Source organism: Hymenobacter negativus (assembly GCF_017571495.1).
GTDB classification, from domain to species: Bacteria; Bacteroidota; Bacteroidia; order Cytophagales; family Hymenobacteraceae; genus Hymenobacter; species Hymenobacter negativus.
On record NZ_JAGETZ010000002.1, the window covers coordinates 232,866 to 253,919 of the forward strand.

Sequence of the window (21,054 nt, forward strand, 5' to 3'; positions counted from 1 at the left end):
GTCCGAACTTGTGCGCAGGTCCTGATTGTTGAAATACCTCCTATAATGTCGAAGATTCCATACACTGGCAAAAGCCAGCAGGCCCGTCAGGGGCAGCAAGTAACCCAGAACGTACCAGTAGACCCACTGGCCCCGGCTGAAGAGTTTGTGCCGTCTGAAAACCCGCTTTTGGAAGACCCAGACGCGCTGGCGGCCCGCCTGGCTGAGTCGGAGGATTTCGTGCGCAACAACCGCAACATCCTGCTGGGCATCCTAGCGGTGGTGGTGCTGGCAGTAGTAGGCGGCTTCGGCTTCTACACCTGGCGCAACCAGCAGGACCAAAAAGCGCAGGCCAGCATGTTCCGTGCCGTGAACAACTGGGAAGCCGACTCGCTTAATAAAGCCGTCAAAGGCGATGGCAAGGCTCCTGGCTTGACCACTGTAGCCAATGAGTATGGCAACACCAAGGCCGGCAACCTCGCCAACTTCTACGCGGGTGTGGCTTCGCTCAAGCAAGGCAAATACCAAGCGGCCCTCGATTACCTCGAAGAATTCAGCTCGGACGACTACCTCGTGCAGAGCCGTGCCTACTCGCTGATGGGCGACGCCCAGATGGAGCTCAACAAGCCCAAAGAAGCCGCCGACCTCTACGCCAAAGCCGCCGACCACAACGCCAACGAGTATTTCTCGCCCGGCTACCTGCTGAAGGAAGCTGTGGCCCGTGAAGCGGCTAAGGACAACGAAGGGGCGCTGAAAGCCTACGACCGCATCATCAACGAGTACCCCACGGCCCAGGAAGTATCGGAAGCTCGCCAGTACAAAGCCAAGCTCGAAAAATAATTCGCGGCTTCTCACCGAAAATAAATTGCGCTTCTCCAACTGGGGGAGCGCAATTTTTTTGGTGTTGTCACGTGAAGATTATGAAATTGGAAAGCATCGAAAGCGACGAAGCCTAAGTGTAATTTTGGGCCGCGCAAACAAATCAGCGCAATCAAGGCTAGTACAGCGAAAAACAGGATTCATGGCAACTTCCCTTCAAAATCTGAGCGAGTATGACGCTTCTACTTTTATTGACATCAGCGAGAAACGCTTTGGGCTGGTAGTCGCCGAATGGAACCGGGAGATTACCGACGTGCTAAGCGCCGGCGCCTACGACACGCTACTGAAGCACGGAGCCGTGGCTGAAAATATCTTCCGCAATACCGTGCCCGGTAGCTTCGAATTAACGCTAGGGGCTCAGTTTCTGGCCCAGCACGACGAGATTGACGCCGTCATCTGCTTGGGCGTAGTCATTCAGGGCGAAACCAAGCACGACGACTACATCTGCCACGCCGTGGCGCAGGGCATTACGCAGGTGGGTTTAAAATTTAACAAACCAGTCATTTTTGGATTGGTGACCACCAATACCCTAGAACAGGCTTGGGACCGGGCAGGCGGCAAACACGGCAATAAAGGCGTGGAAGCGACTGTGGCTGCGATTCAAATGCTAGGTTTTTAGTAAAAAAGGAAAAGCGGCTCGAAAGCCATAACTTTGCACCCGCAAAAACCAGCACACAACGGCTTTAGTCTGAGGTAGCAGAAGCTTTTAAACCCTGCCAAACCATTTAGCAGGCATCGGCGTTGCCAAGGGGCAATTCCTTCACATCATTTCGCAGCCCTTTTTTACCCATTCAATGAACGACGACAACATTCGCTATTCCCGGGAGGACTTGAATGAGTTCGACCAGATTATCCAGGAAAAGCTGACGGCGGCCCGCAAGGAACTGTCCTTTATCAAGGAAACCCTGAACCGTAGCAACGACACGGGCACGGATACCACCGCTTCATCGGCCAAAGTGCTGGAAGACGGCGCTGACACTGCTGAGAAAGAAAGCATGAACCAGTTGGCTTCGCGCCAGATGAAGTTCATCCAGCAGCTTGAAAACGCTCAGATTCGTATCAAGAACGGCACCTACGGTGTATGCATCGGCACCGGCAAGCTCATTCCAAAAGAGCGCCTGCGGGCTGTGCCTCACACCCAGCATTCGATTGAAGCCAAAATGGCGCGGCGCGACTAGCACCGGCGTAGTTGGCGTAGTCGGTATTGAGTAATCAGTAGTCAGAATGATTTTTTGGTTGGCTGTGTTCAACCCGTCTGACTATCGATTACCCAATACCGACTACTTTTTTTTAACCTGTACCGTAGCGATACGGCACGCAACTTTTCTCCCCATGGGCAAGAAACATTTTTCAGAAGATAAGGCGGACCGTCGCGGCGGCCGTAATGTCGGTGGTCCCGGTGGCTTTGGCGGCGGTGCTGCCAGCCGAGGCGGTGAGCGCGGCAGCGACCGTGGCAATAGCTACGGCAATGGCCGCCCAGCCTCAAACGGAGCCTTTGGGCGTCCGGCTACCAATGGCGCTTTTGGGCGGCCCTCGAATGGCGCATTTGGTGGCGGCAAGAAATTCGGCGATGGGGAGAAGCGCCCGTATGGCAGCAGCTACGGTGGCGGTAGCCGCGAAGGTGGTAGCGGCTTTGGCGGCAAGAGCTTCGGAAGCAAAGAATATGGCCAGCGCGAGCAGGGCGGTTTCCGTCCCGGTAACGACCGGCCGTATGAGCGCCGCGACGACCGGCCCAGCGTAGGCAAGGAGCAGCGCACGGGCACCAGCTACGGCCGCACGGCTACCCCGCGCCCTGAGCGTAGCAGCTTCGGTAGCAACCGGAACGAGCAGCGCGGCCCCTCGGCCAACTCGGACCGGCCCATACGTCCCTATCAGCCCAAGGAAAACTGGAGTGGCCAGCCCTACCGTCGCGACGGCGAGAAGGCCGTGCCCCGAGGCGAGCCTGGCGAGCGCAACCGTAAATTTCAGAAGCAAAACCCCTTCGAGCCGACCGAAAACAGTACCCCACGCACGGGCGGCAGCTTCGGCCGCAGCACACCGCGCGAACCGGAAAATTTTGACCGTAACGCTGAGCGTGGCGAGGAACGCGGCCCCAACCGGCCCATCCGGTCGGCCCGCCCATTTGAGGCGAACCCGCCACAGCCGCGGGAAGAGCGTGGCGAGCGCCCGGCCTATAGCCGTGAGCGTACCGACGCCGGCGACGCTGATTACCGTGCCGACCAAGCTGCTTTTGGCCGGAAGTTTACGCCTGGTGCTTTTGGTCGCCGCGATGGTGCTCCGGGCACCAGCCGCAGCACTGGCGAGCGCCCCGGCAGCTATGAGAAGCGTGGTCCCAAAGAGAAATGGGCGCCGGCCCCCGGCAGCTTTGCCGAGCGCCGCGAATTGCTGAAGGCTCAGGAGCGGAGCGTACGCCGCTCGGGCACGGGCTACGGCAGCGCTGTAGATAAGCCTCGCCCGGCGCGTCCGGTAGTGCAGGAAAACCGCGCCGACAAGCCCCGCTACGGTGAGAAGCCCGGCGAAGCTCCCGACTATAAAAATCTCAAACACTACGAGCAGGACAAAAATCGGGGCAACAAGCGCCGCCGCGAAGAAGAGGACTTTGGCACGGACGAAACGCGCCTGAACCGCTACATCGCCAACGCCGGCATTTGCTCGCGCCGCGAGGCTGATGCACTAATTGCAGCCGGCGAAATCCGGGTGAACGGCGAAGTGGTAACGGAAATGGGCTACAAAGTGCAGCCCGAAGACACCGTGCAGTACGGCAAAACCAACCTCAACCGGGAGAAGTCGGTGTACGTGCTGCTGAACAAGCCGAAGGATTTCATTACGACCACGGAAGACCCCGAAGGTCGTCGCACGGTGATGGACTTAGTGGCCAGTGCTTCGAAGGAACGCATCTTCCCGGTGGGCCGCCTCGACCGCAATACAACCGGCCTACTGCTTTTCACCAACGATGGGGAAGTGGCACAGAAGCTGTCGCATCCTTCGCATCAGAACAAAAAAATCTACCAGGTTGAGCTAAGCCAGCCTCTGACCGAAGATGACCTGCGCAAAATTTCGGAAGGTCTGGAGCTGGAAGACGGCAAAGCCGTGGTCGATGATGTGGCTGTAGTGGCTGGCAACGCGCACTTCGTGGGCATCGAAATCCACATTGGCCGCAACCGCATTGTGCGCCGCATTTTCGAGCACCTCGGCTACGAAGTGGTGGCCCTGGACCGCGTGCAGTATGCCGGCCTCACCAAGAAGGACCTGCCCCGTGGCAAATGGCGCTTCCTAAGCGAGCAAGAGGTTATTCGTCTGAAATACTTCCTGTAGTAGGAATGAGGAATAAAGAATGAGGAATGAAGAATTGGCACGTCCGCCGTTTTCCATTCCTCATTCTTTGTTCCTCATTCTTCATTTAAGCATGCGTACCCTCGCCCTTGATATTGGCAACACGGCTGTGAAAGCTGGTTGTTTTGATGGCCCGGTGCTACGGGCAATGGCGGCCGGCCTCACGGCGGCCGAAGTGCATGAGCTAGTGAAACGCTGGGAGCCCCAGCATGTAATTGTGGCCTCGGTGGCCGAGGCGGCGGTGCTAACCGTGGAGGAGCTGCGAGACGTGGTGCCGGGCGAAATCTTGGCTTTTAGCCCTGGTACCACGCTGGTACCCCTCCGCAATGCCTATGCCACGCGACACACGCTCGGGGCCGACCGGCTGGCGGGGGCTGTAGGTGCCGCCGCCCTGTTGCCGGGCCGCGATACGCTCATTATTGATGCAGGTACGGCCCTGAAGTTTGACTTGGTGACGGCCGATGGCACTTACCATGGTGGTAGCATCGCGGCAGGTCTAGCCATGCGGCTGCGGGCGCTGCACGCCTTCACGGGGCGGCTGCCGCTGCTGGAATTGCCGGCAGCTGATGCAACGATTCCACTCGTGGGTGACTCCACTACCGGGAGCCTGCTGAGCGGCGTAGTGAATGGCACGGTAGCTGAAATCGGGGGCTTACTAACTCAATATCAACAGCAGTACCCCAGCCTGGCGGTGCTGCTGACCGGAGGGGATGCCGCCTTTCTGGCGACCCGGCTCCCAAATAGTATCTTTGTTGTCCCCGAGCTGGTACTGCTTGGGCTAAATCGGATTTTAGTTTATCATGTTGACAAGTAAAGAGATGGAGTTGCGCTTGCTGGGACTGGTGCTGGGTGGCGTGTTGGTGACGGCTGGTGCGCAGGCACAGGGCCTCGGCAACTCGCCGTACTCACGTATCGGTTTGGGCGATTTCAATGCCAATACCGGCGGCGTACGCCAAATGGGCATGGGCGGCGTGGGCTTGGCGGCGCCTAATGCGGTTAATGTGAATGAGCTGAATCCGGCGTTGCTGTACTACACTAGCCGGACCACGTTTGAGGCGGGATACAACGGCCAGTTCAAAACAGTGAAAAATGCTACGGCATCGAGCCGTAGCGGCAATGGTACCTTGGGCTACCTAGCGCTGTCGGTGCCGCTGAGTACCCGGTGGGGCGCGGCCGTGGGCCTGAAGCCGTTGAGCTCTGTCGACTATGAATCGAATACAGTGCAGGCCGTGGCCAACAAGCCAGAAGATACTGAGTTGACTCAGTTGAAAGGCACGGGCGGTGTTTCGGAGGCTTATTTTGGCCAGGGCGTGCGCATTGCCAAAGGCTTTACGCTGGGCTTCACCGCCTCCTACGTGTTCGGAACGGTGGATGAAACGACGGGTACCACTCTGCAAATTGCCAATAGCAGTGAAGCTGCCGTGAAATCGGTTGACCGCCAGCACACCCGCTACTCGGACTTTGCCTTCCGGGCCGGGGCGCACTACCGCCAAAAAGTGGGCAAGACCCTGAACATGAACGTGGGTGGCGTATACAGCTTTTCGCACCAGCTCAACGGGTTGCAAACCAATACCCGCGAGCGGGAGAATGCCGACGGGACACTCATTGGAACCTCTACGTTGCTGAGCGACGGCCGAGGCAGCGTCTTCGTACCGGCCCTGACCCAAGTGGGGGTTAGCTTCGATAACGACCGGAACTGGAGCCTGAACCTAGATGTGTCGCAGCAACAGTGGTCGCAGTTTCGCAACTTCACCAACAACGGACCGGAGCTTAAGAACACCCTGCGCTTTGGGCTGGGGGGCGAAATTTCGCCCGACCCAGGCTCCGTAGAGCACTACTTCCAGCGCGTGACCTATCGCGCCGGTATCAACGTATCTCAGATGCCTTACCAACCGGGCGGCAATACCCTGTACGACCGGTCGGTGAGCTGGGGCTTTGCCTTCCCGTTGCCCACGGCCACGCCGCTGGAGGCCACCACCTTCAGTCTGGCATTCACCTACGGCATGCGCGGCAATACGAGCCTGCTCCAAACCGCTAGTGGTTCCAGCAATGTGCAGGAAAACTACATCCGCGGCCAGTTGGGCATCACGCTGAACAACCGCTGGTTCATCAAGCGCCGTCTGCAATAATTCTCATCCCAAAACAGCTCAAGCGAATTGTTCGGATTCAAAATCTGGTGGGGGAGTGGGGTGCTGGCAATGCTGGCCTTGGCCAGCTGTGACAAGCAGAAGGTCACGGGTCCCCGGATGGTGTATAAGGGCCCGTTTATGGAGACGACCAACGTGCTGACGCTGGTCAGCGACTCGGCCAAGCTGAAGTTTCAGCTGACTGCGCCGCTGGAGCAGCAATTCGAAAATGGCGACATCATCTACCCCAAGGGCATGATGGTCACATTTTATTCGGCCGATGGCAAGAAGACGGTTATCAACACCCTCCGCGCTAATTACGGCAAGTCCGACAAGGGGAAGAACCTCTACATCATGCGCGGCAAGGTGCATGTAGTGAACGTGCCCGAGCGGCAGAATATGCGCACCGAGGAGTTGTTCTTCGACAAGAACAAGCAGTTGATTTACACCGACACTGCCATGTTTGTGAAAGTAGAAACGCCCACCGAATATATTGACGGCTACGGGCTGAAGGCCAACCAAAACTTCTCGCTCTACAGCATCAAGCGGCCCACGGGCATCTTGGCCAAAACCGGGGCCGGCCTCTAAGCGCGGCCTCTTCTTTCTATGACATTCGACAAACACCTGCTGCGCACCGTTCTCTTTTCCGTGGGCGTGGTGGCGCTGGTTATCGGCATCTACCAGACGGTTTTCTACAACGACCTGGCCCGGAACTACTGGCTATTCATGGTGTCGATGACGTGCTGGATGCCGCTGCTGTATTGGCGGCAGCAAGAGCGGCTGGCCGAGAAAATTGCCGAGCAGGAAGCCAAACTGGCCAAGCAGGCCCGCGCCAAAACGCCCGCCAAATCGGCTAAAAAGCGCCGCTAACGTTGGCATTGCCAACCCCACCGAAATGGGTGCGGCCATTGCCGCAATGGTTTCGGTAGCTGAGCACTAGACTTTAAAACGGGTAAAACTTTGATTCCCGGCCAAATTCTGGTTATTTTGCGCCTCTTTTGACTAACACGGATTCGATTCTTTTGACAAGTAAATGGCTTTAATTAACACGATTCGGGAAAAATCGGGCTGGGCGGTAGGCACCGTGGCTGTCGGGATGCTGCTCTTCATTGTGGGCGGCGACCTGGTAGGCGGTAAAAACCGTCTCTTCAACCGCAACGACCAGACAGTGGGCGAAGTAGCTGGCCAGAAGGTCGAAATCGCCGATTATAACAACGCGCTGGAGCAAGCCAAGCAAGCTTTTGTGGCTCAGCAGCAGCGCCAGCCCGACGACCAGGCGCTTGGCTACCTACGCGACCAGGCCTGGAACCAGACCATCTACCGCATGGCATTCCAGCCGGAGTGGGAGAAGCTGGGCCTGACCGTGAGCGACGACGAACTGGTGGATATGGTGCAAGGCGACAACATCAGCCCCGGCATCAAGCAGGCTTTCACCGACCAGAAAACGGGTCAGTTTGACAAGGCCCGCTTGATTGAGTACCTGAAAAACCTCGACAAGCTGCCCCCCGAAAACCAGGCCGCCTGGCACAACTTCGAAGCCAACCTGCCCGCCGAGCGCCTTGCCAACAAGTACAACGCCCTGCTGAAGAACTCGGTGTACGTGACGGCTGCCGAAGCCAAGCGCTTCGACGTGAGCCAGAACACGAAGGCCACTCTCAAGTACTTGTTTGTGCCCTACGGCAGCATCTCGGACTCGGCAGTTAAGGTGACCGACGAGCAGCTGCAAGCCTATCTCGACAAGAACAAGAGCAAATACAAGGTAGAAGACGGCCGCTCGGTGGAATACATCACCATTCCGGTGGTAGCTTCGAAAGAGGACAGCGCCGTGGTGAAAAATTCCATTGCGGAGCTAACTACGCAGTTTGCCTCGGCTCCGGTCGATTCGCTGTTTGTGATGCAGAACTCGGAATTGCAGCCCAATAATGCTTTCCGTAGCCCCGCCGATTTGCCCGAAGAGCTGCGCAAGCAATTGCCCCTGACCCAGGGTAAAGTGTACGGCCCTTATGCGGAAGGCGGTACGTACTCGCTCTACAAAGTGTCGGCCGTTGGCACGGGCAAAGAGCCCGCCGCCCGCGCCAGCCACATCCTCATCAAGGCCGAAGGCACGACGCCCGAAGCCAAGGCGGCGGCGAAAGCCAAGGCACAGGACCTACTGAACAAAATCAAAGGCGGCGCTGACTTTGCTGCCATGGCCCGTCAGTTCGGAACCGACGGTACCAAAGACCAGGGCGGTGACCTCGGCTGGTTCGGCAAGGGCCGCATGGTGCCCGAGTTTGAGAAAGCCATTTTTGGCGCTACTTCCACGGGGCTGCTGCCCAACGTGGTAGAAACTTCGTTCGGCTACCACATCATCAAAATCACGGCCGTGCCCACTAAGCAAACTTATCAAGTTGCTGAAGTGAAGAAAACCATCGCTCCGAGCGATGCCACCCGCGAAGCTGCGTATGCCAAGGCCCAGCAGCTGAAAGGCGAGGCTACCGACCTAGAAAGCTTCCGCAAGCTGGTGACCAAGGACAAAACCCTGCAAAAGCAGGAAGCCAAAAACCTGGACCGTGGTGCTCGCGCCGTGAACAACCTGCAGAACGCCCGTGAGCTGGTGCGCTGGGCCTTCGGCTTCAGCCCAACTGGCGCCGAAACCAAGGTTGGTGACATTTCGGAAGTGTACGAAATCGGCGACCAGTACGTGATTGCTGCCCTCACCGACGAGCGCGCCAAAGGCACGGCTACCGTGGCCAGCCTGCGCCCCGAGCTGTCGGCGGTGGTACGCAACGAGGAGAAGGCCAAGCAAATCATGGCCAAGCTGCCCAAGGCTGGCACCCTGGAAGAAATGGCCCAGAAATACGGTCCTACCGCTCAGGTAGGTACTGCCGACAACGTAGTACTCGGCCAGGGCAGCATTGCCAACGTCGGCTTCGAGCCGCTGGCTGTGGGCAAAGCCTACGCACTGAAGCCCGGCCAGAAGTCGGCCCCCATTCAGGGTGAGCAGGGCGTGCTGGTGGTTGAGCCCGTCACCGTGTCGCAGCCTGCCGTTGCCAACGATTTGAAAACCATCCGCCAGCAGCTGGCACAGCAGCGCGCCCAGGCACAGGATGGCAAGATTTACGAGGCTATCAAGGCCCACGCCAACGTGAAAGACAACCGCACGAAGTTTTTCTAGGACGTCAATCCTTCGATTTGAAAAGGGCCGTACCTTCGGGGGCGGCCCTTTTTTTTATGCTTCTTTCCATGCGGAGCTGCTTTGAACGAAGCACTGGAATTCCGACGTTTAGGGCCTGCAACCGATGCAGTAGGATTCGGCCGCTGCTCTGAGAAACGACTTTTACACTATGCGCTCACCCTCCCTCTTTGCATCTGCCGCGCTGCTGCTGGCATTATCGGCCCAGGCCCAGCCATCGAAACCGTGGTCCCCGGTAAGCAGCACGACGTTGGCGCAGGACTATGCCCGACGGGGCGAGCACGAAAAGGTGGTTTTTCTTTTTGAAAAACTATCGGCCGAGGAGCAGACGAGTCTGGCAGTATTCCCGGTATACCTGACTTCGCTGCAGGCACTTAAGAAATACAAGGAAGCCGAAAAAGTAGCCAAAAAAGCTGTCAAGCTGCATCCCGAAGATGCCACCATGGGGGTAGCATTGGGCGGGGTATACAAAGCCGCTGGCGATGCGCCCGCCGCTGAGAAGCAGTGGAACAAGGTGCTGGCTCAGCTGACGCCCGCACAGGTGGTGCCCGTAGCCACCGACTTCGAGCGCCGCGAACTGCCCGAGTGGACAGAGAAAACCTATCTGCGCGGCCGGGCGCTGGCTAAAAACGACACCGAGTACGCACCGCAGCTTATTCAGCTTTACACCCAGATGCAGAACCAGCCCCAGGTGCTGGCCGAAACCCTGCGCCTCATTGCCCAGGATGACAAGCAGCTGCCTTACGTGCGCAACATGCTGCAGAACGCCCTGCACGAGGAAAAGGATTTCGATGCGCTGGAGAAGCAGTTGCTTACCGCCACGCAGGAACACCCCGAGCAAGCCGCCTACAGTGAGTTGTTGCTCTGGCTGCAGATGCAGCGTCGGGACTTTGGCGGGGCGTTGGTGCAGGCGCGGGCATTGGACCGGCGCGGCCGAAGCGAGGGGGTGCGGGTGCTGGAAGTAGCAGCCATTGCGCAGCAGAATAAGGATTACGAAACAGCCATCGACGGCTTCAGCTACGTGGCCAAGGAATATCGCAATGGGCCATACTACAACGCTGCCCGGCAGCGTCTGCTACAAGCCCGCGAGGTTCAGGTGCGCGAAACTTACCCAGTAGACATGACGAAGGTTCGCGCTCTGGTCGCGGAATATGAGCAGCTGCTGGCGGAGTTGGGGCGCACGCCCGAAACTGCGCCTGTGCTCCGCAACCTGGCCAACCTCTACGCTTTCCAGCTGAATGACCGGGCCAAGGCCATGACGCTGCTTCAGCAGGTAATTGATATGCCGCGCGCCAGCGACGATGTGGTAGACGAGGCCAAAATCACGCAGGGCGATTTGTATATCCTAAAAGGGGAGCCCTGGGAGGCCACGCTGCTGTATTCGCAGGTGGAGAAATCGCATAAGGACTCGCCGCTGGGCTACGAGGCCAAGCTGCGCAATGCCCGCCTGAGCTACTACGCCGGCGATTTCAAGCTGTCTCAAAGTCACCTCGACATCCTGAAAGAAGCTACCACCCGCGAAATCGCCAACGATGCCATGCAGCTCTCGCTGCTGATTCAGGACAACACCGTAGAAGACACCCTCGGCATCGGTCTGAAGGCCTACGCCAGCGTGGAGCAGTTGGTGTTTCAGAACAAGATTCCGGAAGCGATAAAGGGCCTGGATGACTTGCTGGAGAAGTTCCCCGGCCATGCCCTTTCCGACGATACCTACTACCTAAAGGCCCAGCTCCAGCGCCGTATCGGCGACTTTCCGGGGGCCATTGCCACCTTGGAGCGCATCACCAACAACCCCAAATACGACGTGTTGAGCGACGACGCGCTGTTCTTGCTGGCCCGCATCCAGGAGGAAGATGTGAAAGACAAGGTGAAAGCGCAGGAGCTGTATAATCAGGTTATCGTGAAGTACCCAGGTAGCATCTACGTGGCGGAAGCCCGCAAGCGCTTCCGCAAATTGCGGGGGGATGGAGTGCAGTAGAGTAGGGGATAAGTAGGAGTTCGTGGAATGAAAGCAGCACGTCATGCTGAGCGCAGCCGAAGCATCTCGCGTGCTTCTTAGCCCAAACATTCCTACCCAAAAAACACCACCAGTATTACCAATATCACGATAAATGTGCCGTACATCAGCGCCTCGGTGCCGATGTACTGGCGGTATTGGCGGAAAAAATCCTGAAGCTTGCGCATGGGGCGGGGCACTGAAATGATGGGCCCAAAGGTAGGGCCGGCGGGCACGAGGCAGGGTTTGGTCGTACTTTTGAAGCCATTTTGACGAAGTATCCAATGACCCTATCCGCTGGTAAGCGCTGGAATTATATCCCCGACCCTGACCCTGTCCAGGTCAACTCCCTGACCCAGGCCCTCTTCATTGCCCCCGAAATAGCCGCCTTGCTGGTGCAGCGTGGCATCGACACGCCCGAAGCCGCTGCCGCCTTCTTCCACCCCGACCTGCGCCAGTTGCCCAACCCGTTGCTGATGCGCAGCATGGACCGCGCCGTGGCCCGCCTCGCTCATGCCCTGGATGCTGACGAAAAGGTGCTCGTGCTTGGTGATTACGACGTGGACGGCATTACCTCCGTGGCCACGGTGATGAGCTACCTCACCCCGCTGTTCGGTGCAGAGCGGCTGCGCGACTACATTCCTGACCGCTACACTGAGGGCTACGGCATCTCGCAGAAGGCCATTGACGTAGCCGCCGACCAGGGCTTTGCGCTCATCATCGCGCTCGATTGCGGCGTCAAGGCTGTGGAGCAGGTGGCCTATGCTAGTAGCCGCGGCGTCGATTTTATCATCTGCGACCACCACTTGCCCGGCGAGGAACTGCCGGCCGCCGTGGCCGTGCTCGACCCCAAGCGGGCCGACTGCCCATACCCCTATAAGGAACTCTCGGGCTGCGGTGTGGGCTTCAAGCTAATGCAGGCGCTGGGCGAGCATTTGGGGTTGCCGTATGCCCCGTTGTACGACTTGCTGGATTTGGTGACCGTTAGCATTGCAGCCGACATTGTGCCCATCACAGGCGAAAACCGTATTCTGGCTTCCTACGGCCTGCGGCGGTTTAATGAGGACATTGCCCAGCTGCGCCCCGGCCTGGCCGCCCTGCGCGAGCTGGCTACCCTGCGTGAAGGCCCAATGGGCATCAGCGGCCTGATATTCGGCTTTGCGCCGCGCATCAACGCCGCCGGCCGCATGGGCGATGCCCGCCGCGCCGTGGCCATGCTGCTGGCACCCGACCAGCAGGAGGCCCGCTACACCGCCGAAGTGGTGGACCAGATGAACCAGCAGCGGCGCGGCTCCGACCAGCACACCACTCAGGAGGCGCTGGACATGATTGCCGGCGACCCCACCCTGCAAAACGCCCATGCCACCGTGCTCTACAAGGCCGACTGGCATCAGGGCGTGCTCGGCATCGTGGCCTCGCGCTGCCTCGACCAATACTACCGCCCCACCGTTATCCTGACGCAGCGCGATGGCAAAGCCACCGGCTCGGCCCGCTCCGTGGCGGGGTTCGACGTGCACGAGGCCCTGGAAGCCTGCGCCCCGCTGCTCGACCAGTTTGGGGGGCACCGCGCTGCCGCTGGCCTTACCCTGAAGGTGGAAAACGTGCCCGCTTTCCAGAAGCGCTTTGAGGAAGTGGTAGCCCACACCCTCACCACCGAGCACTTGGTGCGGCCCGTCGAAATTGCAGCCGTGCTGCCCATTGGCCGCATCACGGAGGAATTTTTTGCCGAATTGCGGCGCATGGAGCCCTTCGGCCCCGGCAACCCCAACCCGGTATTTGCCTCGCAGCGGCTGATTGCCGTGCCGCACAGTGCCCGTGTAGTAGGTCAGGGGCACCTCAAGCTGCGCCTCGCCTCGGCCGACGCGCAGGGTCCCGCGGTGGACGCCATCGGCTTCGGCCTGGCCGACTACCTGCCCCAGATTGAGCAGGGCCAGCCCTTTAGTGCCTGCTACACCGTGGAGCTGAACGAATACCGCGGCCAGCGCGCCGTGCAGCTCCGCCTGCTGGACGTGCGTTGGGAGTAGGGGCGAACCATTGAGCCACCGATGATTTGCTACATTTCCTGCGATTTTGGAATTCTGTAGCATCGAACCTGCTACATTTTTTACGATGCAGGAATTTTGTAGCAGCTCCGTTGCTACATTTTTTTCCGGGTGCCGACGTTTGTAGCAACCCATTCCGGCCATTAGCGGCCGTTCGGTGGACGAATGGCCGATTCCCTGCGTGCGCATTTTGCGCTTACCCAACAGCGTCTGGCCGAGTGGTTGGGCGTCCACCGCGTCGTTGTGGCACAGGCCGAAGCCGGGTTGCGTGACCTGCCCCTAGGCCGCCACCTACGACAAGGAGTACAGCATTTACGCTTCACCCTGGCTACTGTGGGCCAGATGCTACGGGGAAGCGGCATTATTGAGCCGGCCCCGGCCCCCTTGCCCGCCCCGCCGGTCAATACCAAGGCCCTGCGGCGGCGGATAGCCGCTTGCCGTATGCAGGCTGCCCGCCTGGCCAGTGAGCGACCAGCCATGCAGGCCCGCGCCACGGCCTATGTCAACCGCCTGGCCGCGCTGCCTGCCCTGCGTGGCTATACCGACCCCGTGCCCGACCCCGTTCAGGAGGCTCGTTGGCTTTCCCTATTCGAGCTCGAAGCCAGCGTAGGGCTGCACGACGAGTGTGGCCCCGGTCCTCAGGCTCTGGCCACCGCGCGCCAAGCGGGTCTGGAGCGCGAAGCCGAAGTTTTAGAGAACCTACTGGCCGGGTTGGAATAGGCGCCTGTCATCCGGAGTCTTGCTGTGGATGGCAGGCGTTGCCAAAAGGCATACTACCGCCGCATCACCTGCCATACCCACCACAGCAGGGGCAGCTGCAAGGGCAGCCGACCCCAAGCCACCCAGCCAGGAATGTGCAGTTGTTCGTGGATGAGGGCCATGTACACGTTGGCTGGAAACACGGCTACCAGCAATGCCAGCAGTCCCCAACCCGCCAGCCGCCGCGTGCGAGCCGGCAGCAGGCCCACCCCGCCCAGCATTTCGAACACGCCACTCACATATACCAGCGCCAGTGGGGCGGGCAGCGCCGGCGGCATGATGGCGAGGTAAGTGGCCGGATGCACAAAATGCCAGATGCCGGCCCCGATAAAGAGCAGGGCCAGTGTGTAGCGGCTAAGTAAAACCATTGGAAGAGGAAGTAGGGAAAGCCAGAGGGGCTCAAGTTGTCAAAGAAAAGCCCTGGCCAACGCTTGGCCAGGGCTTTTCTTTGACAAGGAAGAAGAGGCTGCTACTTCAGTACCTTCAACTGCTGGGTGCCTTGCGCAGTGCTCAGGTGCAGCACGTACACGCCAGCGGGCAGGGTATCGGTATCGAAGGCCACTTGCTGGGGGCTGGGCCGCAGAATGAGGGGCTGGCGACGCACTTCGCGGCCCAACGCATCGAGGAGCTGCAAGGTGGCCGTACCCGTCAAAGAGGGTGCCACCGTCACCCGCAACTGGCTGCCAAATGGTACCGGGGCTGCCGTGAAGGCATCCGTTAGCCGCTGGCTGGCGGTGGTGGCGGTAGCCACGCGCTCGGCCACGCGCACGTTGGTGAGGTAGATGTTGTTGCCGTTGTCGTTCAGGTTCACAAAACGCAGGAGGACGGTTTGCGTTTGGGCGGCTGGGCCAGGCGTGCGGAAGGCACTCAAGTTTACGGTTTCCTGCCGCCACTGAGCGGCGCTGGTGGGCGCAAACACGCTGGTGCTGGCAGTAGCTACCGTAGCCAGGGTAGTTCCGCGCTTCAGGTAGCTGGTGGGCACGAAGGTGGCCCCGCAGTCCGTAGAAATATCTACCCGCAGGCCATCCGAAAAGGTGCTGCTGTAAGTCCGGTGGGCCACGGCGAAGGTCAGTTCCGGGCTGGTGCTGCCTGCCAGGTTCAGGGGCGGAGTGATGAGGAAATCTTGGGCCCCGCGCAGGCCATCATCGAAGTCGTTGACCATGGGCAGGCGACGGCTCACGTTATCGGGGCCTACCACGGCCGTCGGGCTCAGCTCCCAGGTATAGGTAGAGCTGGGGTTTTCGACCCGCCAGCCAGCCGGCGGAAAGGCCGTTGCGGCCGTCGAAAACGTTTCGCTGAAGGCCAGTGGCATGCCGTTGCTCACCGTGATGAGATTGGTGCGGGTGGCTGAGCCGGGGCCGTAGCTGTTGGTAGCTGTGAGGCTCACCGTGTAGGTACCCAGATTGGCAAAGCTTACCTGCGGGTTTTGCGAGGTGGCCGAGGTGCCATTCACGAACGTCACGCCCGCGCTCGGGCTGATAACCCAGGCCCAGCTAGTGGGCGCGCTTTGGCTGCTATCGCTCAGCAGCAACGTACTGCCCGGGCATAGCACCTTCAGGCTGGGCTCGAAGCCGGCCAGCGGCGGACCGGGGCAGTCGCGTAGGCCACTGGCCTGGTAAATGGCCCGCGTGCGGCGCGAGAGCAGGCCGTTGGCCCCCCGCGCCCGCACGGCAAACCAGTAGTCAGACCCCGAGCCCAGGCCCGGCAGTACTACGTAGGGCGTCGTCACGGTCGTCAGCGAATCCATGTAGAGCGTGCCCAGCTTGTACACCGTATAAGAAGTAGCGCCGGCTGAGGCCGTCCAACTCAGCCGGCTTTCGCTGAGGCAGCGGTATTCGGAGCGTAGGTTGGTAGGCAGCGGGGCCACCGTGAAGAAAGCCGGCGACTGGCTGCTCGTGCTACCCCGCGTCACGCGCACTTTCACGCTGCCGGCAGCAAGGCCAGTGGGCACCACCCAATCGGTGGAGCGGGCCGTACCAACTAGGTTGCTGGCAATGGGCACGTAGGTCTGGCCGTTGTCGAGGGTATACGCCACGGAAAAGGGTAGGGAACTGTCGGCCGCGTCCCAGCGCAATGTTTCAGTTTCGCCAGGTACGAAGCCTTCGCCACCCAGCGGGTAGGTCAGTTCTACGCCTTCGTCGATGTAGCTATAGGTCAGCCAAAAACCCTGGCGGCCCTGGGGCACGGCCCGTCCGCTCACCGTGAAGCTGTAGCCGCCGGGTGCGCTGGGGTTGTCGATGGTGATTTGCTCGGCGTTGTTGATAGAGTCGCGCCCGCGCACGGCAGCCGTGTTCAGCTGGGCCACGGTGGGGCGGTGGTCCAGTATCCAGGGCTGAATGGGAGTGCTCGTACCCACAGCGGTACCCACCAGGTCGAGGTTGTTGACGAGGGCCGGGCGGGCGTTGGCTGCGCCTTCGTAGTCGGTCCAGTGCAGCATCACGCGCAGCTGCGTCTTGCCCGCAACGGCCGGCACTACGAAGGTGCGGCTCTGCCCCTGCGTGAGGGTATCGAGGAAATAAGTGTGTCCTTCCAGCACACGCACCGCCCGCAGGCCGTTGATGCGGCCGTAGCCAAAGCGGAAGTCAGGGCCCGGGTTGCCCAGGTCTTCGGCCGTGTTCATGAGCACGGCCTTGAGCAGCGCGCCCGGCGCTTCGGCCCCGGCGTTGAGGCTGCGGTAGGCGCCCACCAGCTGGGCCGTCACGCCCGACACGCCCGGGCAGGCCATGCTGGTGCCCGAGATGGTAGCGTAGGTGTTGCCGCCGTAGGTCGAGGTTACGTTGGTGCCCACGGCGCACACTTCGGGCTTGATGCGGCCGTCGGTGGCCGGGCCGCGGCTGCTGCTGCTGGCCAGGGCGTCGCGGTAGTCCACGTTGCCCACGGTCAGCACGTTCTTGCCCATTTTCTGGCCGCCGGTGATGTTGCCCCAGCCTGCGCCCGCGCCATAGCCAAAGTCCGAAGTGCCAGCATTGCCCGACGAAAAAACGTGAATCAGAAACGGCAGCTGGCGCATCTGCTGGTCGAGGGAGCGGGCGAAGCTGGTGTAGCCGGCGTTGTTGCCGTCGCTGTAGCTGGAGCTGGTCACGCGTACGCGCCGAGCGGAGTTGGCGTAGTTCGCCGGCGCTTGGTTGATGTTGTTGGGGTAATCCTGATAGAAGTTGAATGCGCCCACGGCTTGCCCCCGGTTGCGCGGCTCCAGGTTGCCGGCCCCCATGATGGTGCCGGCCACGTGGTCGCCGTGGTCGCCTCGGCTGACGCCGGCGGTGCTCACGTCCACCCGCCCCTGAAAGTCAATGTGCGGGCCAATGGCACCGTCGTCGCCGTGGCCCACGGTCACTCCCCGGCCATCGTAGTGGCGGCCGGCGCCGTAGTCGGTGGCCAGGGCATTGGCGCGGTGGTCGGTACGCCCCCGGAAGTTTTCGGGCTGGCCAGGGGCGGGCGCCGCTTCCACGGTACTCACCCACGGCAGCTCGGCCAGTCGCAGCACCGCCGTTTCGGCCAGCACCACGCGCATTTGGTGCGCAAAGTCATCCTGGCTCAGCACCTGGAATTCGGCTCCTGCCAGCGCTGTCCGCACCTGGGCGGGCGTCAGGGCCGGGTAGTAGGTCAGCGCTACTTCCAGCTGGCCGGCAGTGCGGCGTGCGTGGGCCGGCACGGTGCCCTGAGCCAGGGTGCCGGCCAGTTTCCAGCGGCCCGGCATGGCCCCGATGCTGCGCAGCCCCAGCCCAGCCAACTGGCTATGTGCCAGTCCCGCCGGTAAGCTGGCGGTGTAAGCCTTCAACGGCAGGTAGTCGAAAAGCTGTACGCCGGCGCGCCGCAGAGTCGCCTTTTGAGCCTCCGTGGGCAGGTGCGTGAATTGCAGCAGGCGAAATACGCGCCCCTGCCAGGCATCGGTGGGCACAGCGGCGGGGGCAGCCAGCCAGGCGTCGGCGTTGGCGGCCGGCACCATGTCGCCCACAGCCAGGCGTAAGGCGAAGGGTTCGGTAGCCGGGGCAATGGGCTGTGCCAGGCCGGGTAGGGCCGGCAGTCCCAGCGCTGTTGCCAGCGCCATTCGGTACAGGTATTTCATGTGGCAAGGGAAAACGGGTTGTTAATCAGGGCAAAAGATACAACCTTCACGCCTTCTTCATGGAATAAATATCTCCCTTTTTCGGCTAAAGCTTATCGGATGATTAGCCCACCAGCTGAGCAGATAAGAGAAACAACGCTATGCCGCGATGCATAAGCTCGAAGGCCCATCGCGTCGATTCTACCAGAGACTACCCCCAATGCCAAAATCTTTCCCACCTACTTGGCTGTTATTGCTCCCGCTGCCACGTTGTCTACTAGCGTTCACCTTTCCCCATCCCGCGCCAAGTCCGTACTTTTGCAGCATTAACTCAAAACTCCCACCACCCCATGCAAACCGCCACGTCCTCGAATATTTACCAGCTCTCCGAAGAGCAATTAGCCGTCCGCGATGCTGCCCGCGACTTCGCTCAGAGCGAGCTGTGGGCCGGCGTTATCGAGCGTGACGAACACCAGAAGTTTCCCGCCGAGCAAATCAAAAAGATGGGCGAGCTGGGCTTCATGGGTATGATGGTGAGCCCCGAATACGGCGGCTCCGGCCTCGACACGGTAAGCTACGTGCTGGCCATGGAAGAAATCAGCAAAGTCGATGCCTCGTGCTCCGTCATTATGAGCGTAAACAACTCGCTGGTGTGCTGGGGCCTGGAGAAATACGGCACCGAAGAGCAGAAGCAGAAGTACCTGCCGCGCCTGTGCTCCGGCGAAATCATCGGCGCCTTCGCCCTTTCTGAGCCCGAAGCCGGCTCCGACGCCACCAGCCAGCGCACCACCGCCGAGGACATGGGCGACCACTACCTCCTCAATGGCACCAAGAACTGGATTACCAACGGCACCACTGCCTCGGTCTACCTGGTTATTGCCCAAACCAACCCCGAGCTGAAATCACGCGGCATCAATGTCCTCATCGTTGACAAGGACATGCCCGGCTTTGTCCAGGGACCCAAGGAAAACAAGCTCGGTATCCGTGGTTCTGATACTTGCTCGCTGATGTTCACCGACGTGAAGGTGCCCAAGGAGAACCGCATCGGGGCCGACGGTTTCGGCTTCAAATTCGCCATGCAGGTACTGGCTGGCGGACGCATTGGCATTGCCTCGCAGGCCCTGGGTATTGCCTCCGGCTCGCTGGAGCTCAGCCTGAAATACGCCAAAGAGCGCAAGGCTTTCGGGGTGCCCATCGCGCAGCATCAGGCCATTCAGTTCAAGCTAGCCGACATGGCGACCAACATCGACGCGGCCCGTCTGCTGTGCCTGCAAGCCGCTGCCGATAAAGACAATGGTGCCGACTACGCCAAGTCGGGTGCCATGGCCAAACTCTTCGCCTCGAAGGTGGCAATGGACGCAGCCGTAGAGGCCGTCCAGATTCACGGTGGCTACGGTTTCGTGAAGGAATATCACGTCGAACGCTTCATGCGTGACGCTAAGATTACCCAGATTTATGAGGGCACTTCCGAGATTCAGAAAATTGTGATTTCTCGGGAAATCCTGAAATAGAGGCAGAATTGCCTAAAATTCAGATTCATTGCACAAAACCCAGCCGACTTTCGGCTGGGTTTCTTGTTTTTGTGAATTTCAAGCTGTTATATTGCACTGCGATTGATGCTGCCTATTCACAATTGCCCCTCCAACTGGTCGTTTTAGTTAGATAAATTATGGAAGATTACAATAAAGTCATCGAGTCACTAGGGGTTCGATATATCAAAGCGAAGAATCTGGTTCTCCACCAGCCCTTCACTGTGCGCAATTCTTATGATGTCGGCAATAACTTGATTTTGCTGCACAAAGGCCATCTCACCTTTGGCGAGGAAGATATGGTGGTGGAGGAGGGCGAAATGCTGTTCATTCCTGGTGGCCGGCCCACTCGTGTGAGCTACGGCGTGGACCAGAAAAACCGCGTTATCACCAATGATGACCTCATTTCTAATAAGGATAAGTTCTTTACTTCCAACGATAACCTCGACCTCATTGGCGAGGCACCCGAAAGCCACAGCTTCGTAAGCTTCGAAGCCAAAGTGTTCGACTCGGTGAACTTTTTCGCCTCGCTCGATGTGCCGGCCTTCCTCATCTCGGGGCAGAGCAAGCTGGCCAACTTGGTGATTAAGGTGGTGGAAGAGAGCATGCAGGACCTGCCCGGCCGCGAGCGCCTCATCAACATCTACACCGAAAACATTGTGGTGGAAGTGGTGCGCTATGTGCTGCGCAACAACATGTTTGTAGAGCAGCTGGCCACAAACAGCACCTATTTCAAAGACCCGCGCCTGATTGACCTGTTCAACTACATCAAGGAGAACTTGGGCGGCGACCTGTCAAACAAAGTTCTGAGTGGCGTGGCCAACGTGAGCGAGGACTATGTGGGCCAGTATTTCAAGATGCTGACCAACATCAACCCACAGGACTACATCGAATACCAGCGCATGGAGCGCGCCGTGTTCCTGCTGCGTACCACCAAGAAAAGCATCCGCGACATCGGCAAAGAAGTGGGTTACAAAGACACCGCCTATTTCTGCCGCCGCTTCAAAATGATGTTCGGCATTCCGGCCGGCAAGATGCGCCGCCGCGAGTCGGCCATGAATATCTAGTCTCTATTCTTACCGCTTTATGTGTAGTGCTTTACTGATTACAGAAGGATAATTATTCAACCAATACCTCTATAAATAAAAAGCCCCGCTTCAGGTAGAAGCGGGGCTTTTTGTTGCGACATTA

The 21,054-nt window shown here is 59.6% G+C and carries 17 protein-coding genes; 14 read left to right on the forward strand and 3 right to left on the reverse strand.

The window, feature by feature from the left end:
• Positions 1 to 45 precede the first annotated feature (45 nt).
• The 10 genes from J4E00_RS05180 (at position 46) to J4E00_RS05225 (ending at position 11,470) form a co-directional block, all read left to right on the forward strand.
• Entirely contained in the window at positions 46 to 819 is a 774-nt protein-coding gene (locus J4E00_RS05180) for a tetratricopeptide repeat protein (protein ID WP_236049505.1), read from the forward strand.
• A 181-nt stretch (positions 820 to 1,000) separates the two neighbouring features.
• Positions 1,001 to 1,477: a 6,7-dimethyl-8-ribityllumazine synthase gene (ribH, locus tag J4E00_RS05185; protein WP_208173962.1), complete on the forward strand. Its 477-nt coding sequence runs from the start codon at positions 1,001 to 1,003 to the stop codon at positions 1,475 to 1,477.
• Positions 1,478 to 1,652: 175 nt separating this feature from the next.
• The gene (locus J4E00_RS05190; protein WP_208173963.1) at positions 1,653 to 2,036 is read left to right on the forward strand and encodes a TraR/DksA family transcriptional regulator; all 384 of its coding nucleotides are present in this window, start codon (positions 1,653 to 1,655) and stop codon (positions 2,034 to 2,036) included.
• 154 nt (positions 2,037 to 2,190) lie between these two features.
• Positions 2,191 to 4,173 (forward strand): pseudouridine synthase, encoded by a 1,983-nt coding sequence (locus tag J4E00_RS05195; protein WP_208173964.1) that lies wholly within the window; start codon positions 2,191 to 2,193, stop codon positions 4,171 to 4,173.
• A 91-nt stretch (positions 4,174 to 4,264) separates the two neighbouring features.
• A complete protein-coding gene (locus tag J4E00_RS05200; RefSeq protein WP_208173965.1) occupies positions 4,265 to 5,005 on the forward strand; it encodes a type III pantothenate kinase in 741 nt (246 codons plus the stop codon).
• The gene (locus J4E00_RS05205) at positions 4,992 to 6,320 is read left to right on the forward strand and encodes a hypothetical protein (protein WP_208173966.1); all 1,329 of its coding nucleotides are present in this window, start codon (positions 4,992 to 4,994) and stop codon (positions 6,318 to 6,320) included. The genes J4E00_RS05200 and J4E00_RS05205 overlap by 14 nt, the downstream gene beginning before the upstream one ends.
• A gap of 27 nt (positions 6,321 to 6,347) precedes the next feature.
• Entirely contained in the window at positions 6,348 to 6,905 is a 558-nt protein-coding gene (lptC, locus tag J4E00_RS05210) for an LPS export ABC transporter periplasmic protein LptC (RefSeq protein WP_236049506.1), read from the forward strand.
• 18 nt (positions 6,906 to 6,923) lie between these two features.
• Entirely contained in the window at positions 6,924 to 7,187 is a 264-nt protein-coding gene (locus J4E00_RS05215; RefSeq protein ID WP_208173967.1) for a hypothetical protein, read from the forward strand.
• Between the two features lie 163 nt (positions 7,188 to 7,350).
• On the forward strand, positions 7,351 to 9,474 hold the full coding sequence (locus J4E00_RS05220) for a SurA N-terminal domain-containing protein (RefSeq protein WP_208173968.1): 2,124 nt from the start codon (positions 7,351 to 7,353) through the stop codon (positions 9,472 to 9,474).
• A gap of 169 nt (positions 9,475 to 9,643) precedes the next feature.
• The gene (locus J4E00_RS05225; RefSeq protein ID WP_208173969.1) at positions 9,644 to 11,470 is read left to right on the forward strand and encodes a tetratricopeptide repeat protein; all 1,827 of its coding nucleotides are present in this window, start codon (positions 9,644 to 9,646) and stop codon (positions 11,468 to 11,470) included.
• A gap of 92 nt (positions 11,471 to 11,562) precedes the next feature.
• On the opposite strand, the gene J4E00_RS05230 is transcribed toward J4E00_RS05225, so the two are convergent.
• Positions 11,563 to 11,724 (reverse strand): hypothetical protein, encoded by a 162-nt coding sequence (locus tag J4E00_RS05230; RefSeq protein WP_208173970.1) that lies wholly within the window; start codon positions 11,722 to 11,724, stop codon positions 11,563 to 11,565.
• A gap of 48 nt (positions 11,725 to 11,772) precedes the next feature.
• Between J4E00_RS05230 and recJ the strand changes: the two genes are divergently transcribed.
• Together recJ and J4E00_RS05240 are read left to right on the forward strand one after the other, a co-directional pair.
• The gene (gene recJ / locus J4E00_RS05235; RefSeq protein WP_208173971.1) at positions 11,773 to 13,512 is read left to right on the forward strand and encodes a single-stranded-DNA-specific exonuclease RecJ; all 1,740 of its coding nucleotides are present in this window, start codon (positions 11,773 to 11,775) and stop codon (positions 13,510 to 13,512) included.
• Between the two features lie 183 nt (positions 13,513 to 13,695).
• Positions 13,696 to 14,250, forward strand: coding sequence for a hypothetical protein (locus tag J4E00_RS05240; protein ID WP_208173972.1), 555 nt, complete (start codon positions 13,696 to 13,698; stop codon positions 14,248 to 14,250).
• A gap of 53 nt (positions 14,251 to 14,303) precedes the next feature.
• Here the strand turns inward: J4E00_RS05240 and J4E00_RS05245 are convergent, their stop codons facing one another.
• The gene (locus tag J4E00_RS05245; RefSeq protein WP_208173973.1) at positions 14,304 to 14,657 is read right to left on the reverse strand and encodes a DoxX family protein; all 354 of its coding nucleotides are present in this window, start codon (positions 14,655 to 14,657) and stop codon (positions 14,304 to 14,306) included.
• A 101-nt stretch (positions 14,658 to 14,758) separates the two neighbouring features.
• The gene (locus J4E00_RS05250) at positions 14,759 to 18,355 is read right to left on the reverse strand and encodes a S8 family serine peptidase (RefSeq protein ID WP_208173974.1); all 3,597 of its coding nucleotides are present in this window, start codon (positions 18,353 to 18,355) and stop codon (positions 14,759 to 14,761) included.
• Between the two features lie 329 nt (positions 18,356 to 18,684).
• On the opposite strand from J4E00_RS05250, the gene J4E00_RS05255 reads away from it, so the two are divergent.
• On the forward strand, positions 18,685 to 19,845 hold the full coding sequence (locus J4E00_RS05255; protein ID WP_208173975.1) for an acyl-CoA dehydrogenase: 1,161 nt from the start codon (positions 18,685 to 18,687) through the stop codon (positions 19,843 to 19,845).
• A gap of 158 nt (positions 19,846 to 20,003) precedes the next feature.
• The gene (locus tag J4E00_RS05260) at positions 20,004 to 20,930 is read left to right on the forward strand and encodes a helix-turn-helix domain-containing protein (RefSeq protein ID WP_208173976.1); all 927 of its coding nucleotides are present in this window, start codon (positions 20,004 to 20,006) and stop codon (positions 20,928 to 20,930) included.
• Positions 20,931 to 21,054 lie beyond the last annotated feature (124 nt).